This window comes from Mesorhizobium sp. M0808 (assembly GCF_040320025.1).
GTDB lineage: Bacteria > Pseudomonadota > Alphaproteobacteria > Rhizobiales > Rhizobiaceae > Mesorhizobium.
This window is the reverse complement of sequence record NZ_JAMYOX010000005.1, coordinates 218677-233964: the sequence shown is the minus strand read 5'-3', so window position 1 is coordinate 233964 and position 15288 is coordinate 218677. Positions and strand designations below refer to the sequence as shown.

Genomic DNA, 15288 nt, shown 5'->3' with positions numbered 1-15288 from the left:
TTGGTAACAGTCCGGTCGCCGGTTCCGCCAGGGAACTGGCGACTGTTCGAATCCAAGTTGCTCTAGGCTGGCAATGCGATAGTCTCGCCTTCTGGACCTGCCAGAGTGGGGGCTGGTGTGAGAATGAATTTGGGCGTTGATCTGCTGCGGATCGAGGATGTTGGCATCTCTTTTGCCATTATAGGGGGACCGTTGCATGCCGTCAGGCGTGCAAATCTTCGCGTCCTGCCCGGCAAGGTTACCGCGCTTGTGGGCGAGTCCGGTTCCGGAAAATCGGTTCTCAGCCAGGCAGTGATGGGCATTTTGCCGAACACAGCCCATGTTCGCGGCCGTATCCTGTTTTCCGATCCTGAAAAGCCCGGCACGACGCAGGATATCCTGCAGATGCCGCGTGACGGACTCGAAATCCGGGCGTTGAGAGGCAGCCGCATCGGCAAAATATTTCAGGAGCCGATGACATCACTGTCGCCGCTGCATACGATCGGCAATCAGGTGAGCGAATCCCTGCAGATTCATACGCCCATGGCTTGGGTGGAGCGCAAGGCGCGGACCGAGGAAATGCTCGGACTTGTCGGCTTTCCCAACCCCAAGCGCGCCTATGACATGTATCCCTTTGAACTTTCGGGAGGATTGCGTCAACGCGCCATGATCGCCATGGCGCTTATCTGCCGGCCCGCGCTGTTGATCGCCGACGAGCCGACGACGGCGTTGGACGTCACCATCCAGGCGCAAATCCTGCAATTGCTGCGCGAGCTTCAGACGAAGCTGAACATGGCGATGCTGCTGATCACGCACGACCTTGGCGTAGTCGCCAACGTCGCCGACGAGGTGGTGGTCATGTACCATGGCGAGATCATGGAAGCGGGACCTGTGGAGGCGATATTCCGCCGGCCGGGCCACCCTTACCTGAAGGGCCTGATGGCAGCCGTTCCGCATTTCGACCTGAAGCCCGGCGAAAGGCTAAAGGCGCTCCGCGAGGTGCCGGTGAATGTCGGGAACCTGCTCGGCAAGCAGACGGCGCCGGCATCGAAGGGGCCGGACGACATCCTGCTGTCGGTCAGGGATCTGACAAAGACCTTCACGATCCGCAAGTCCGGATGGTTCGGCGGAGATCATCAAACCTCTGTTCGCGCCGTGGACGGCGTGAGCTTTGATATCAGGCGGGGTGAGTGCCTGGGTCTTGTCGGCGAAAGCGGCTCCGGCAAAACCACCGTCAGCAAGATCCTCATGCGGGCTGTCACCCCTAGCGGCGGCTCTGTGATCTTCAATGGCCGCGATGGTCCGATCGACGTCTTGGAAGCCGAGGGAGACGCCCTGCGCATGCTGCGCGCGAAAATCCAGATGGTCTTCCAGGATCCGGTTTCGTCGCTTTCACCCCGCATGACGGTGGAGAACATTTTGAGCGAGCCGCTGGAAATCCATCGACGTGGCAATGCCGCGTCCCGACTCGCCACGGTCAAGAGCCTGATGCAGGCAATCGGGCTCGACCCGCGCTTCATAAAGCGTTATCCGCATAGTTTCTCCGGCGGGCAGCGTCAGCGTATCGGCATCGCGCGCGCGTTGGCGTTGGGGCCTGAACTCCTGATCTGCGACGAGCCGGTTTCGGCACTCGATGTCTCTGTCCAGGCGCAGATCCTGAACCTTCTGAAGGACCTGCAGAAGGAACTGGGCCTGACCTACCTGTTCATATCCCACAACCTGGCGGTGGTGGACTACATGGCAGACCGCATCGCGGTGATGTGCGGCGGGCGTATCGTCGAGCTCGCGCCGCGCGAAATTCTGCTTAGGAAACCGGTCCACCCCTACACGCGCTCACTGGTCGCCGCAGTACCTTTCCCCGATCTCGACAGGCCGATGGATTTCAAGACGCTGAAACTCAGCGGCGCTTCCGACACCAGCGCATGGGGACCGCAATTCCGCGACGAGGGCGACGAGGACATGCTGTCGCCGCTCGATCTTGGCGGCGGCCACCTCGTGCTGGCCCGAAGTTCGGCCGATGTCAGCGAGCTACGCCATTGATCAGCCGGCGCACCGTCCTTGGACTCATGGCTTCGGCATTTCTGCCGGGCACGTTGCGCGCCGGCGATCTGGAGCCGGAATTTCTTGAGCCGCAGCTGAAGGCCAGAGCGCTGCCGGCACTCGCCGAACGCCTGCCCAAGCGCCCGCGCGCGTTGAATCTCGCTGCGATGGGCCGGCAGCCCGGCCAATATGGCGGCACGCTGCGCACGATCATCGGCAGCCAGAAAGATATCCGGATGATGACGATCTACGGGTACGCTCGCCTGGTCGGCTATGACGAAAAGCTTAACCTGCAAGCCGACATTCTCGAAAGTTTCGATGTAGCGGATGATCGTGTCTTCACTTTCAAGATACGAGAAGGACATAAATGGTCTGACGGTAGCCTGCTGACGTCGGAGGATTTTCGCTATTGCTGGGAAGATGTCTGGCTGAACGATGAGCTTTCGCAAGGCGGGCTTGCCCCGGCCCTGCTGGCGGACGGCAAGCCGCCACGCTTCGAGATCGTCGATCCGTTGACGGTCCGCTATAGTTGGGATGCGCCCAATCCCGACTTCCTGCCCAAGCTCGCCGCTGCTTCGCCCCTATCGCTTGTTCTGCCGGCCGCCTATCTCAAGCAGTTCCACAAGAAATACCAGGATCCATTCCGGCTCGCTGGCCTAATGAAGGAGAACCGGGCCCAGAAATGGACGCTCTTGCATATCCGCATGTCGCGGCAGTATCGCCCGGAGAACCCGGAACTGCCGACGCTCGATCCCTGGCAGAACCGGACCAAGCCGCCGGCTGAGCAGTTCGTCTTCGAGCGGAACCCGTTCTTTCATCGAATAGACGAGAATGGCCGGCAACTGCCCTATGTCGACCGGATTGTCATGAATGTCAGCTCGTCGGCGATCATTTCCGCCAAGACCGGTGCGGGCGAGAGCGACCTGCAAGGCATGGGAATTGACTTCACCGATTACTCCTTCCTGAAGGATGCGGAGAAGCGCTACCCGGTGAAGATGCATCTCTGGAAACGCACACAAGGTTCGCGGCTGGCGCTGCTGCCCAATCTGAATTGTGCCGACCAGGTGTGGCGTGGCCTTTTTCGTGACGTGCGCGTGCGCCGCGCACTTTCGCTCGCTGTGGACAGGCGCGAGATCAATTTGGCTGTGTTCTACGGATTGGCGCAGGAAAGTGCCGATACAGTCCTGCCGGAGAGCCCGCTCTACCGGCCGGAATTCGCGAAAGCCTGGGTCGCCCATGATCCCGACCAGGCCAATGCCCTGCTCGACGAGGTCGGGCTTCAGGCGCGTGACGATGACGGCCTGCGGATACTTCCCGACGGACGCTCGGCGCAGCTCGTAGTGGAAACGGCCGGCGAAAGCACGCTGGAAACCGACGCGCTCGAGCTCATCACCGATCACTGGCGCAAGATCGGCATCGCCCTGTTCATCCGGACTTCGCAGCGCGACATCTTCCGCAGCCGCGCGCTTGGTGGCCAGATCATGATGTCGATGTGGTCGGGCATCGACAATGGCGTGCCGACCGCCGACATGAACCCCTACCAACTGGCCCCAACCGTCGATGACCAGCTGCAATGGCCGCTCTGGGGTGCTCACTACTTGTCCCGTGGCAAGGTCGGCGAAGCGCCCGATCTTCCGCCCGTGGTCGAGTTGATGGCTTTACTCAGGCGCTGGAACGCATCGACCGAAGCCACGGAGCGCGCCGAGATCTGGAATTCAATGCTGTCGATCTATACCGATCAGGTGTTTTCGATCGGCACGGTAAACGGAACGCATCAGCCGGTTCTGGCATCCTCGCGGCTGCGCAATCTGCCTGACAAGGCGCTCTACGGCTACGACCCGACCGCCTATTTCGGTGTCTATATGCCGGATACATTCTGGCTTGGAGAGTCCTGAGCGTGCTTCGATATTTTGTCTGGCGCATCGCCGTGATGGTTCCAACGCTGCTGGTCATATCGGCACTGGTGTTCACGATCATCGAACTTCCCCCAGGCGACTATTTCGACAGCTATGTTGCCGAGCTTCGGGCTCAGGGCGAAGCGGTGGATTCCGATCGCATCGAGATGATGCGCAAGGAATATGGTTTCGACAAGCCACCGGTCATTCGCTACTTCTACTGGGTCGGCGGGATGCTGCACGGCGATTTCGGCTATTCCTTCGAATATGAGCTGCCGGTTCGCGACGTCGTCGGGGACCGAATGTGGCTGACGGTGCTGGTTTCCTTCGTCACGATCATCTTTACCTGGCTCATCGCCTTTCCGATCGGCATGTACTCCGCCACGCATCAATACAGCTGGGGCGACTACGGCCTGACTTTCTTCGGCCTTCTCGGCCTTGCGATTCCGAACTTCATGCTGGCGCTGATCCTGATGTATTTCGCCAACATCTGGTTCGGCACGTCTATCGGCCATCTCATGGACCAGCAATATCTCGGCGAGCCGATGAGCTGGGCCAAGGCGAAGTCGATCCTCGCCCATCTCTGGATTCCGGTCTTGATCATCGGCACCGGGGGCACGGCAAGCATGATCCGGCGGCTGCGCGCCAATCTGCTCGATGAGCTACATAAGCAATATGTCGTGACCGCGCGGGCCAAAGGCCTTCATCCCTTCAGGGCGCTGGTCAAATATCCGCTGCGCATGGCGCTCAATTTCTTCATTTCAGATATCGGCTCTATCCTGCCGGCCATCATCTCCGGCGCCGAAATCACGGCAATCGTGCTGTCTTTGGAGACGACCGGGCCGATGCTGATCAAGGCGCTGCAAAGCCAGGACATGTATCTGGCAGGGTCGTTCCTGATGTTCCTCGCCTTCCTGACGGTCATCGGCGTCCTGATTTCCGACCTGGCGCTGGCGCTACTTGATCCGCGAATTCGTTTGCAAGGCGGCAGCACCAAATGAACACGCAATCGCCGCTGCCCGCTCCGGGCGCCCCACTGCAACACTACGTTTCCATCGCGCCCTTTGACCTGCAGTCGGTCGAGGCGATGACGCCGGAGCAGTCGAAGGTCTTTCAGGCGTCGCAGCTGCGGCTGATGTGGTGGAAATTCCGTCGGCACAGGCTTGCCCTTGTATCCGGCATATTCCTGGCAGCGCTCTATTTCGGGATACTGATCTGCGAGTTCCTGGCACCCTACGATCTGCACACGCGCAACATGGACTACATCTATTCGCCGCCGCAGCGGGTGCACCTGTTCCACAACGGCCAGTTCGTCGGGCCGTTCGTCTATGGCCGCCAGATGACGCTGGATATGGACACGCTCAAGCGGAACTACGTCGAGAAACAGGATGATGTTCAGCGGATCCGTTTCTTCTGCAAGGGCGACAGTTACCGGTTCTGGGGCCTTATCGATGGTGACAGGCATTTTGTCTGCCCCGCCGAAAACGGCCAGCTCTTTCTGGCCGGCACTGACAGGCTGGGGCGCGATGTGCTCTCGCGCATCATCTATGGCGCACGCATTTCACTGACAATCGGCCTCGTCGGCATCAGTTTCAGCTTCCTGCTCGGCATTGTCATCGGCGGACTGGCCGGCTATCACGGCGGTATCTTCGACCTGATCGTCCAACGGATAATCGAAGTTCTGCAATCGATCCCCAGCATTCCGCTATGGCTGGCTCTGGCGGCGATCATGCCGATAACCTGGAGTCCGATCCTGATCTATTTCGGCATCACCGTCATCCTCGGGCTGCTCGACTGGACCGGACTGGCGCGGGCCGTGCGTTCAAAGCTTCTAGCCTTGCGCGAGGAGGATTACGTTCTGGCCGCGCAATTGATGGGCGCCAGAAGCAGCCGCATCATCGGGCGGCATCTCATTCCCGGCTTCATGTCGCATCTGATCGCGACGGCGACGATCTCCATACCCGGCATGATCCTGGGCGAGACGGCGCTGAGCTTCCTCGGGCTCGGCCTGAGGGCGCCGATAACCAGCTGGGGCATCCTGCTCACCGAGGCGCGCAGCGTCAGCGTGATCGCGTTCTATCCATGGCTGCTTTTGCCGATGCTCCCCGTCGTTCTCGTCATCTTGGCGTTCAACTTCCTCGGCGACGGGTTGCGGGACGCCGCGGACCCCTACAAGTGACAGCGCTATTCCGCCGCGCGCAGTGCCGCCGACTCCACCCGTATGATCCTTGTCGGCAACTGTTCGCTTGTTGCAGTGTTCATCGTCCGCCTCTACACGCGGCAAGACTCGATCGGGGCTTAACACGTCGGCCTCGGGTTTCAGCCGCGAAACGCTCTGGTCGGGGGCAGTTGATTTCGTGAACTGGTTCTGGACATACAATCGCACATGAGTCGCCTTGACAGTTTCATCCGGAGGATGACCGCACAGCGCGACATACTTGATCATGTCTGCGCCGAGGTGGCGAAGATGGAGGGGCCTGTGCTCGAGCTCGGCCTCGGCAATGGCCGGACGTTCCACCATCTGCGCGAGCGCCTGCCCGGACGCCGGATCGTAGCGTTCGACCGCGCACTTGCCGCACACGCCAGCTCAATTCCCGAAGCTGAAAACCTCGTGCTCGGCGAAATACGCGAGACGGCGAGCAGGTTCATTGGCATCGACGCCGCTCTTGTTCATGCCGACATCGGCACCGGCTATGAAGATTGCGATGCAGTGACCTCTACCTGGCTTCCCGATCTGACCGCGCGCCTGCTTCGCGTCGGCGGCATCGCGGTCAGCGGCACGCCGCTAGATCACCCGCAGTTGCAACGCCTCCCGCCGCCACCTTCGGTTCCCGCCGATCGTTATTTTATCTGTAGGCGCGTGTGAGGGGCCGGGACGAGCCAAATCTTCAGGGGCCAAGCCTTCAGGGGATCGTGTATACTGCTATCTCCCGGCCAATGCCGCGCAGCGAGACCTCGTGGGGCACGGGCGTCAGCGCGTTCCTGTGTAAGAGATCGGCGGTGAGATTGTCGTCGACCACCGCTCGAGTGGCGAAGATCGCCTGTGCGTTGGCAAGGTTCTGGACCCGCGAAGCAATGTTGACCGTCTGGCCGAAATAGTCCTGTCGCTCATTCATAGACACGGCGATGCAGGGGCCGGCATGGACTCCGATCTTGAGCAGCAGATCCTCGCGCCCGCTCTTGTCGTTGAGCGTACGCATGGCATCGCGCATCCTGAGGGCTGCAGCAATCGCACGATCAGGCGTCGCGAAGGTCGCCATCACCGCATCACCGATCGTCTTCACCACCGCGCCTGCCTCCGCCGTGACGATCTCGTGCAGAACCTGGAAATGCTCGCGCACGAGATCGAAGGCTGAAAGGTCGCCCACCCGCTCGTAAAGCTCGGTCGATCCGCGCAGGTCGGTGAACAGGAACGTCAGGCTGGTGATCTTCAGGCGCTGGTTGATGTCGAGTGTATCCGTGCGATAGAGATCGCGGAACGTCTGGTTGGTGAGCAGGCGCTTGGCGGTCAGGAAGGGCCGGCGTTTTCCCAGGAAATCATGCAATGCCTGGCCGGCGATGAAGACCGTCGGCAGCACGCGGGTGTCGGTCCGGTTTTCCAGCGAAATGCGCAACGGGCCGGGTTGCATCTCCAGCGTCTGGTTCTGGACATGGTCGCGGTCGAAGGCCAAAGAGAGGCTCCGGCGCTCCTTTGTTGGTTCGCCCTTCCCGTCGATGAACTGCGCTGAATGGGTGACCGGCTCGAAGACGATGATGAATTCGGACGGAAGCTGTATGGGCAGAACCGCCTTTTCACCGGGCGCAAGCTCGATATCCTCCAGCGAGAACGCTTCTAGCTTTTTCGCGAAATCCTCTTCCGGCAGATCGACGCCGGACGCCCAGTAGATTTGGCGGAAATATTCCGCCACCGGCAGTTCGTGTGGATTGTGGGCGGCAATCCTGCGCACGCGGGGACTGACGGTGAATGTCACCTCGACCATCTCGTCGAGGGTCGGTGAATAGCCCTCGGAGCACAGCGCGCAGGTGTATTCGTCCTTTTGCAGGGTTTTCAGCGTGGCGTTGGTGTCGAGCACGCCGCCACAGCCGGGGCACAGTACATTCCAGGAAATGTCGAAGATACCCACCCGCGCCGCATGGAGAAAGGCGCTTATTGCGCGCTCCTCGTCGAGGCCATGCTTGCTGGCGAAGGCTGGCGCATTGATGCGGCAAAGTTCGCGGTCCTCGCCCTCCGCGATGGTTCGCTTGATCGCGTCGATCGCCTGCGGATCGACATCGGCCGATTGTCGCAGAAGTGAGAACAGATCCTGAGCTTCGTTCATCGTGCAGGCTCCGGAAAATGCACCCCGAGGCGTTTTGACCGGACCGGTCTTTGGTCCGAGTGCTCCATCTTACTTCGAAACGGACCGTACGGCCATTCGAATGGATAAGCCTGGTGACCGTTCAATTTCCATTCGGCGGATTTTAACCGGCCGCAAGCAGCACTATGATGGTCCATGGAGCATTCATCTTTGGGATTTTCTCCCATGCCGACATCCGACAATCCGCCATTTCCCGCGGCCCTGCGCCTTTTTTCTGCGGTGGTCATCATCGTCCTGATCGTAGGCGCCGGCCTGTTTTTCATGCCTGCGCTGGTGAAACCGGGCTGGCCTTGGGCCGTCACGCCGTTCAATGCGCGCTTCCTCGGTGGCTTCTACACCGCCGAAATGGTCGTGATGGCGGCACTGCTGGTCTGGAATCGCTGGTCGCCCGGCAGGCTCGTGCTCGTCATGGCCTTCATCTTCACCGTCATCGTGTCGGTGGCTTCGTTCATCAATCTCGGCTATTTCAACTTCGAGCGCAAAGCACCCTGGCTGTGGTTTTTGGTCTATCTTGCTTCGGTCGCGGTATCCGGGCTGTTCCTGTGGCGGGCCAGGGCCCGTCCTTCTGCAAAAGGCGTGACCTTAAATCCCGCATGGAGCGGCTACATGCCGGCGGAATCCGCGATCCTTGGGCTCTATGGCGTCGGCCTGTTGCTGTTTCCCCTGACATTCAGTGGCATCTGGCCATGGCCGATCGATGCCTTCCACGCTCAGGTCTACAGCGCCATCTTCCTCGCCGGTGCGGGCGGTATATATCTCGTCTGGAGAAGCGCGCCGCGCGAGGAACTGCTGGTGCTCGGGTTGGCGCAGTTTCTGGTTGGCCTGCTTGCCATCCTCGGCGTCGTCATCACCGACGCTGCTGTGCACCGGATCGACTGGACGGCGACCGGGACATTGTGCTGGCTCGCCCTTTTCGGCTGGATAGGCATCAGCGGCGTCTTCAAACTCTACGCCGCCTCCCGGTATTTTTAGCTCGCAATCGGCATCATAGGTCAGAGACGGCTGGATTTTCAGGTGGCGTCCGGTGCATCGTACCGGGCCGATTGCCTTCGCCGGGAACGCCATGACCAGCACGACCTCGCCACCCTCCGAGAAAATCCAGCCGCTGCTGCGGTCCGTCCGGCCAAGCGATGCGGAGGCGCTTTGCGCTATCTTCAACATGCCGGGCTTCCGCTGGGGCACGTTCAGGATGCCTTTCGAGATGGTGGAGCAGGTGGCGCGGCGCATTGCCAAGTCCGGCCAGGAAACCACCTGGATCGTTGCCGAGCTGGACGGCAAGGTCGTCGGCCATGGCAGCCTGGTCGTGCAGGGTTCACCGCGCCGTTCGCATATCGGCGAGATCAATGTTGGCCTTGACGATGCCTTTGTCGGCAAAGGTATCGGCTCTGCCATACTTGGCGCGCTGCTTGACGTGGCCGACAACTGGCGCGCCCTGAAGCGGGTCGAATTGACCGTCTATGCCGACAACGAACCGGCCCTCCGTCTCTACAAGAGCCACGGCTTTGAGATCGAAGGCCGGCATGTGAAGGCCGGCTTTACCGACGGGCAGTACCACGACCTCCTGAGCATGGCCCGGCTGCGGTTCTAAGATCCGCTGTTTGGCGTTAGCTGTTTAGCCAGTCTGACAATTCGTGCGGAGCGAACAGGTGATTGCTCATGGAGAGCTGCGTAGGATACGGCCATTTCGTCTCACGCCATCTTAATCGAGTTGACGATCTATGTGTGGGCCGGCCGCATCCAGCAAGTCTGGTCTCGCTTGGCGTTTGCACCGCAAGCGGCTAGACGGGACCAATGACCGCCGTCTTTGACCCAAGCCCTACCCCTCCGGTGGAAATTCTGGCTGTGCTGTCGCTGCTCTGCCCGGAGGTCGTGCGCGACATCGAGCAGAACTGGAATGCACCGGTTTCCGACTACGCCCGCCATCTTTGGCGGCCGGTGGCAAGGCCTGCATCGGGCCCGGCGATCGCTGCCCGCTCGATCCTGCGCGAAGTCCTGCATCAGCGCCTCGGTAGGATCATGCAGCCTGACGAGATCGGCAAAGCCCTCGACGAGTTCGAGCACAGACCGGTGATTCAGTCCGGCCTGCACTGCCTGCTTCTGATGGACCGGATCACCTTCGATGCCCTCCTGCTTGCCTGGCTCGGCGCGGTCGAAAACGGGCTGTCGGCCTTCGTCGGCTTCATGGGAACGACAATGACCATGGAGACAGTTGGCCGGGAGGGGCCGGGATGGCTCGACGTCGGCGACGACAAGATCAACCTTTTTGGCATGGGGCGCCACAAACTGTGCCGCAAAAGCGCCTGCGTGGCCGGTCCCGTCTCCCTCAACAAGCGCGCGCTCGAAGCGGTGGGCGACGAAACGGATGCCAGCCGCTGGCTGGGCACACTGCTTGCCAGCCAGGACAAGGTGTTTGAAACCGCCGCCGATGCGCTGACTGCCCTGAACCAGGATCTGGTCGCCAATTGGGATCGTGCCGGCATGGCCCTGCCGGTTTTCATCGATGATCGGGCCGCCGCGGCTGCCATGGCGCGGCATCTGGAATATGACGGCAGCCTTCTTTCCAGGCTGCTCATTGAACCCGCAAGACGCCAGCGTCTCGAACATGCCTGGCAAGAGGCCGCATCGAGCCCATTTGGCAGATTCCTGCCCAATGCCACGGACTATTTCTGGGGAATCCGCGAGGAGCGCGTGCGCAAGCTCGTTCTCGAGAACGGGCACCTGATCGAGCCTGACAGGCCGCAAGGTCTTTCCATCCCGTTCGAGCGGCCACATCTCAGGCGGGCGCTGCTGGAAGGCGTGCTGCTGCCGAACTTGTTCCTGACGTTCCTCGTCCTTGCCATATTGCCGCGCGTGCGGGTCGTGGGCGGCCTGAGACAGATTGGCTACGTAGCGCTTTTCCACTCGATCCTTCTGGCCGTGCTGGACGAAAACGCGCCGGAAGAGCGCGATCTGGCCGCGGAGCTGCAGGTTCGGGAAAATGCCTGGGGCATGCGGGTCATCGATGAAAAGATCTCAGTCCGCGAGCAGCTTGCCGGCCTGCCGGAAGTGGCGCTCTTCCCAAACCTGCTCCGGCAATACCGATTGCGGACATTTGCCGAGACGACCGACGACCTGAAACTGGTTCGCGAAAACGCCAGATGGCGCAAGATCGGCCAGGCAGAGATCAAGCCGACCTGAGACTAGTGCGCAACCGCAAGCGACGGCGATCTATCGGGGAGCCTCTAGCGTCTGATCCGGCCGCATAGGCCTCACCTGTCATTGCACCGCACCGCCCCTTGCGGAGCCCATCCACCACGTGTTCGAAATCGACCGGTTCTTGTAGGGCAAGACTTTGCGACGGTATTCCAACGAATAGTCGGGATTGACGCGAAGCACCTCCTGCCATGCCGCGCGGGCTTCGGCGAAACGGCCCAGATGGCCGTAGCTGCGGGCCGGAAGCGCGCGAGACGTCGGTGACAGCGTTGCGAGTCAGCCCGTTGCATCAAGAGGTCAACGGCCTCTCATCTTCATGATAGCAGGAAGACGGAGGGTAAGAGGGAACTTTCGCAGACGACGGCCACGCAGCCGCCCGAATGGGCAGCGCTCTGCCACCGGACCCACACGGATCGCTCGCTGCCGCTTGCCCGTCGACGACTATCGGTGCATCCTTGTGAATAGTCTGGCCGTGAAGTGCGGGCGAGATCACGCCGTCACGGCCACTAGTGAGGTCTTGTTCGATGGACTGCTCGGGCTGCGGTTTCGAGATTGAGGGCGGTTACGCCTTCTGTCCGAGGTGTGGCAGGCGCCAGCCCGTGCCATGCGCCAGTTGCGGCTACACCTGCGCACCTGATTTCGAGTTCTGTCCGAAATGTGGGGCAAGCGTCGGTGCGCCCGCAAAAGCCGTCGAACGGCCTGCTCCGGCACCAAGCCGGACCATTGTGCCGCCTTCTCGAACTCCGTCGCTGCTTCCGAACATCGAAAGCGAAGAAGGGCTGCATCCCGTCTCTGACGCCGATCGCCGGACGGTAACGGTCCTGTTCGCCGACCTTTGCGGCTTTACGACACTCAGCGAGCAGCTCGACCCCGAGGTCATGCAAGCGCTGCAGAACAAACTGTTCAAGGAATTGACGGCGGCCGTGCGAAACTTTGGTGGTTTCGTCGACAAATTCATCGGCGATGCACTGCTCGCTTTGTTCGGTGCGCCGGTCGCGCATGAGGACGATCCGGAACGTGCGCTTCGCGCCGCTCTCGACATGATCGCCCGGACGGCGCGGCTCGGCGAAAGCACCCCCCACTCCGGCTCGCCTCTGTTACTCCACATCGGCATAAACACTGGTCCGGTCGTTACTGGCGGATTGGGCATCGGCACCGCCAGATCCTATTCCGTGACCGGCGACACAGTGAATACGGCGCAACGCCTGCAATCGCTGGCCGCACCGGGTGAGGTGCTGGTAGGCGAGCTCACTCACAGGCTGACCCGGCATGCCTTCTCTTACGAGTCGCTGGGTGATGTCGTGTTTCGCGGCAAGGCTGGCAGCGTGCTCGTTCATCGACTGGACGCACCGCTAGCGGTGCCGCGTGCAGCGCGCGGGCTCGAGGCGCTCGGCCTCAGTGCGCCGCTAATAGGTCGTGGTGCGGAGCTCAATAGAATGATGGCGAGCCTTGACCAGGCGTGCGGCGGCTCGGCCCAACTTGTCCGCCTCGTCGGAGAAGCCGGCATCGGGAAATCGCGGCTGGTGAAGGAGTTCGTCGCCCGCGTCGGCGACGAGGAGCGTTTTCGCAACGTCGCCGTGCGGCAGGCCACGTGCTCACCGCTGGGTGAACAATCTTTTGGCGCCTTGGGCGCAGTGGTGCGCAGCGCTGCCGGGATGATGCAAAACGACAATGGGGACGAAATGCGGGGGAAGCTCGCAGGCTTGCTTGCCGATCTCGGCCTGCAGGGCGAGGAGGCGAAGCGGCTGATGCCTTTGCTCTACCATGTGCTTGGCCTTGGCGACCCCGATGCCACCTTGCAGCATGTCGAGCCCGAGCAGCTGCGGCGGCAAATTCTCTACGCAGTCCGCACAATCATCGAACGGCGGCTTGCGTTGTCGCCGCTATTGATTGTCGTCGAAGACCTGCACTGGGCCGACGCCGTGTCGCTCGAGGCACTACGTTTCGTGATGGACAGGTTGGAACGCACGCGGTTGATGTTGCTGGTCACGCATCGTCCGGCGCCGGACAACGACCAGCTCGACTCAAGTCGGGTCAGTCACACAGCGCTCAGGCTTCCGCCACTCAACAATGATGACGGACGCAGCCTGCTGGCAGCGCTTTTCGGCGAGAGCTGGGTAAGCTCCGCGGGAGGGCTTCTCGACCAGATCCTCGAGCGCGCGGGCGGCAACCCCCTTTTTGTAGAGGAAATCGTTCGCGGCCTTATCGATCGCGGTGTACTGATGCGAGAGGGCCAGCGATGGCGGACTGTGGCAGGCGAAGTCGCAACCGGCATCCCCGCCACTATCCAGGCAATGTTGCTTGCCCGCGTCGACCGGCTGCCCCAAGAGGCGCGCCGGTTGGCCCAGGAGGCCGCGGTAATCGGCCCGCGCTTCGATGCCACACTTCTGAAAACCGTGACAGCCGACCCCGGCCGGCTCGAAGCCGGCTGCGAACTGCTTTGCGATGCGGAAATCATCGAGGAAGTTGCCGGATCAGGGTCGGTCTCGTCTCAAAGCTACCGCTTTACGCAAACATTGCTGCAGGACGTGATCTACCAGAATCTGCTCCTGCAACGCCGGACCGAAATCCACGGGCGGATCGGTGCTGCCTTGGAGCAACTGTGCGGCGACGAGCCGGAACGGCTCGAGGATTTGACCGTGCTCGGTCATCATTTTGCACAGAGCGCCGAGCGGGAGAAGGGCGCGCATTACCTGCAGGCGGCAGGCGATCGCGCTCGCATGATATATGCCAACGACGACGCCCTTCGTTTCTACGAGCGAGCACTGGCTGCGTTGGGCGCGATCGGGCAAACACCGCTCAAACTGGCAATTGCAGAGCGCATTGCCGATTTGAGCGGCCCGGCAGGCCGCCGCGAGATCGCGCACCACCACTACGAGACGGTGTTGCAGGCATACCGCGAGTCGGCCAATCGCGTCGCCTCGGCGCGAGTTTTGCGTAAGATCGGTCGGCTACTCTGGGATGTCGGCAAGCGGGACAAGGCAGAACCCCGCTATGCTGAGGCGGCAGCGCTCCTCGATGGAGCGGATGCCCCGATCGAGCAGGCGCATCTGTGGCAAGAACGTGGCCGACAGGCGTTCCGTAGCGGAGATCACGCTCTCGCGGCAAAATGGGCAGACGCGGCGCTGGATTGCGTAGGCACACTGACAACGGAGCATGTCTCCGAGGTAAGGTGTGATGCCACTCTTGTGACCGCCGAGGCACTCAATACCAAGGCTGTCGCGCTGGCTCGCCTTGGGCGAAACCGTGAGGCCGTGCGTCAGGTTGAGCGTAGCATTGAATTGGCCGAAGCCGCCGGTCTGCTGGGCGCGGCCTGCCGCGGCTACACCAATCTCGGCGTGCTTTACACGACCATCGATCCCGCAAAGGCGATGGAGGTCTGTCGGCGCGGTCTTGAAGTGGCGCGCCGTATTGGTGATTTGGGTTTCCAGGCGCGCCTCCTCGCCAATCTGGCGGTCGCTTGTTGTACTTTCACGGATCGCTGTCCAACGGAGGGCGTGCCTGCTGCCGAGAAGGCCATCGAGATCGACCGGGCGCTCGACCAGCGCGAGCACCTGCCGGTGCCGTTGATCGTGCTTGGGCAGATCCACCAGTGCAACGGCCGTCCGGACCTGGCGGTTGGGTTGTTCCACGAAGCACTGGACGTAGCTCGCGAAACGGGCGAACCCCAACTGCTGTTTCCGTGTTATGATGGTCTTGCAACGCTTAATCTCGACCTCGACAATCTGGCCGAGGCCGAACGCTACTTTTCCCTGGCGCAGGGTATATGCGCCCAGCACGGGCTCGACCCGGAAGCGCTTGTGGTGCTGCCTTTTCTCGACTAG

10 protein-coding genes and 1 pseudogene are annotated in these 15288 nt (G+C 61.4%); 9 read left to right on the top strand and 2 right to left on the bottom strand.

Translation table 11 applies throughout. The features are described from left to right. The first annotated feature begins 123 nt into the window (after positions 1–123). The 5 genes from NKI25_RS09995 (at position 124) to NKI25_RS09975 (ending at position 6780) form a co-directional block, all read left to right on the top strand. Positions 124–2019, top strand: coding sequence for an ABC transporter ATP-binding protein (locus tag NKI25_RS09995; RefSeq protein ID WP_352570082.1), 1896 nt, complete (start codon positions 124–126; stop codon positions 2017–2019). Continuing rightward, the gene (locus NKI25_RS09990; RefSeq protein ID WP_352570081.1) at positions 2016–3914 is read left to right on the top strand and encodes an ABC transporter substrate-binding protein; all 1899 of its coding nucleotides are present in this window, start codon (positions 2016–2018) and stop codon (positions 3912–3914) included. The genes NKI25_RS09995 and NKI25_RS09990 overlap by 4 nt, the downstream gene beginning before the upstream one ends. 2 nt (positions 3915–3916) lie before the next feature. Then, positions 3917–4915 (top strand): ABC transporter permease, encoded by a 999-nt coding sequence (locus NKI25_RS09985; RefSeq protein ID WP_352570080.1) that lies wholly within the window; start codon positions 3917–3919, stop codon positions 4913–4915. Next, positions 4912–6093, top strand: coding sequence for an ABC transporter permease (locus NKI25_RS09980; protein WP_352594339.1), 1182 nt, complete (start codon positions 4912–4914; stop codon positions 6091–6093). Before NKI25_RS09985 ends, NKI25_RS09980 begins: the two co-directional genes overlap by 4 nt. Before the next feature lie 207 nt (positions 6094–6300). Continuing rightward, a complete protein-coding gene (locus NKI25_RS09975; RefSeq protein ID WP_023675968.1) occupies positions 6301–6780 on the top strand; it encodes a class I SAM-dependent methyltransferase in 480 nt (159 codons plus the stop codon). 37 nt (positions 6781–6817) lie between these two features. Here the strand turns inward: NKI25_RS09975 and NKI25_RS09970 are convergent, their stop codons facing one another. Then, positions 6818–8233 carry an adenylate/guanylate cyclase domain-containing protein gene (locus NKI25_RS09970; protein WP_023675969.1) on the bottom strand — a complete coding sequence of 472 codons (1416 nt, stop codon included), beginning with the start codon at positions 8231–8233 and terminating at the stop codon, positions 6818–6820. A gap of 204 nt (positions 8234–8437) precedes the next feature. On the opposite strand from NKI25_RS09970, the gene NKI25_RS09965 reads away from it, so the two are divergent. The 3 genes from NKI25_RS09965 to NKI25_RS09955 all read left to right on the top strand — a co-directional run bounded on the left by NKI25_RS09965 (position 8438) and on the right by NKI25_RS09955 (position 11449). Next, positions 8438–9244, top strand: a complete 807-nt coding sequence (locus NKI25_RS09965; protein WP_352577334.1) for a hypothetical protein — start codon at positions 8438–8440, stop codon at positions 9242–9244. Positions 9245–9335: 91 nt separating this feature from the next. After that, a complete protein-coding gene (locus tag NKI25_RS09960; RefSeq protein WP_023675972.1) occupies positions 9336–9860 on the top strand; it encodes a GNAT family N-acetyltransferase in 525 nt (174 codons plus the stop codon). A 203-nt stretch (positions 9861–10063) separates the two neighbouring features. Beyond that, on the top strand, positions 10064–11449 hold the full coding sequence (locus tag NKI25_RS09955; RefSeq protein ID WP_023675973.1) for a hypothetical protein: 1386 nt from the start codon (positions 10064–10066) through the stop codon (positions 11447–11449). Between the two features lie 97 nt (positions 11450–11546). Here NKI25_RS09955 and NKI25_RS09950 read toward each other — a convergent pair. Continuing rightward, positions 11547–11772, bottom strand: a pseudogene (locus tag NKI25_RS09950) (adenylate/guanylate cyclase domain-containing protein); the annotation flags it as partial. Between the two features lie 216 nt (positions 11773–11988). On the opposite strand from NKI25_RS09950, the gene NKI25_RS09945 reads away from it, so the two are divergent. Next, positions 11989–15288: an adenylate/guanylate cyclase domain-containing protein gene (locus NKI25_RS09945; protein ID WP_352594340.1), complete on the top strand. Its 3300-nt coding sequence runs from the start codon at positions 11989–11991 to the stop codon at positions 15286–15288.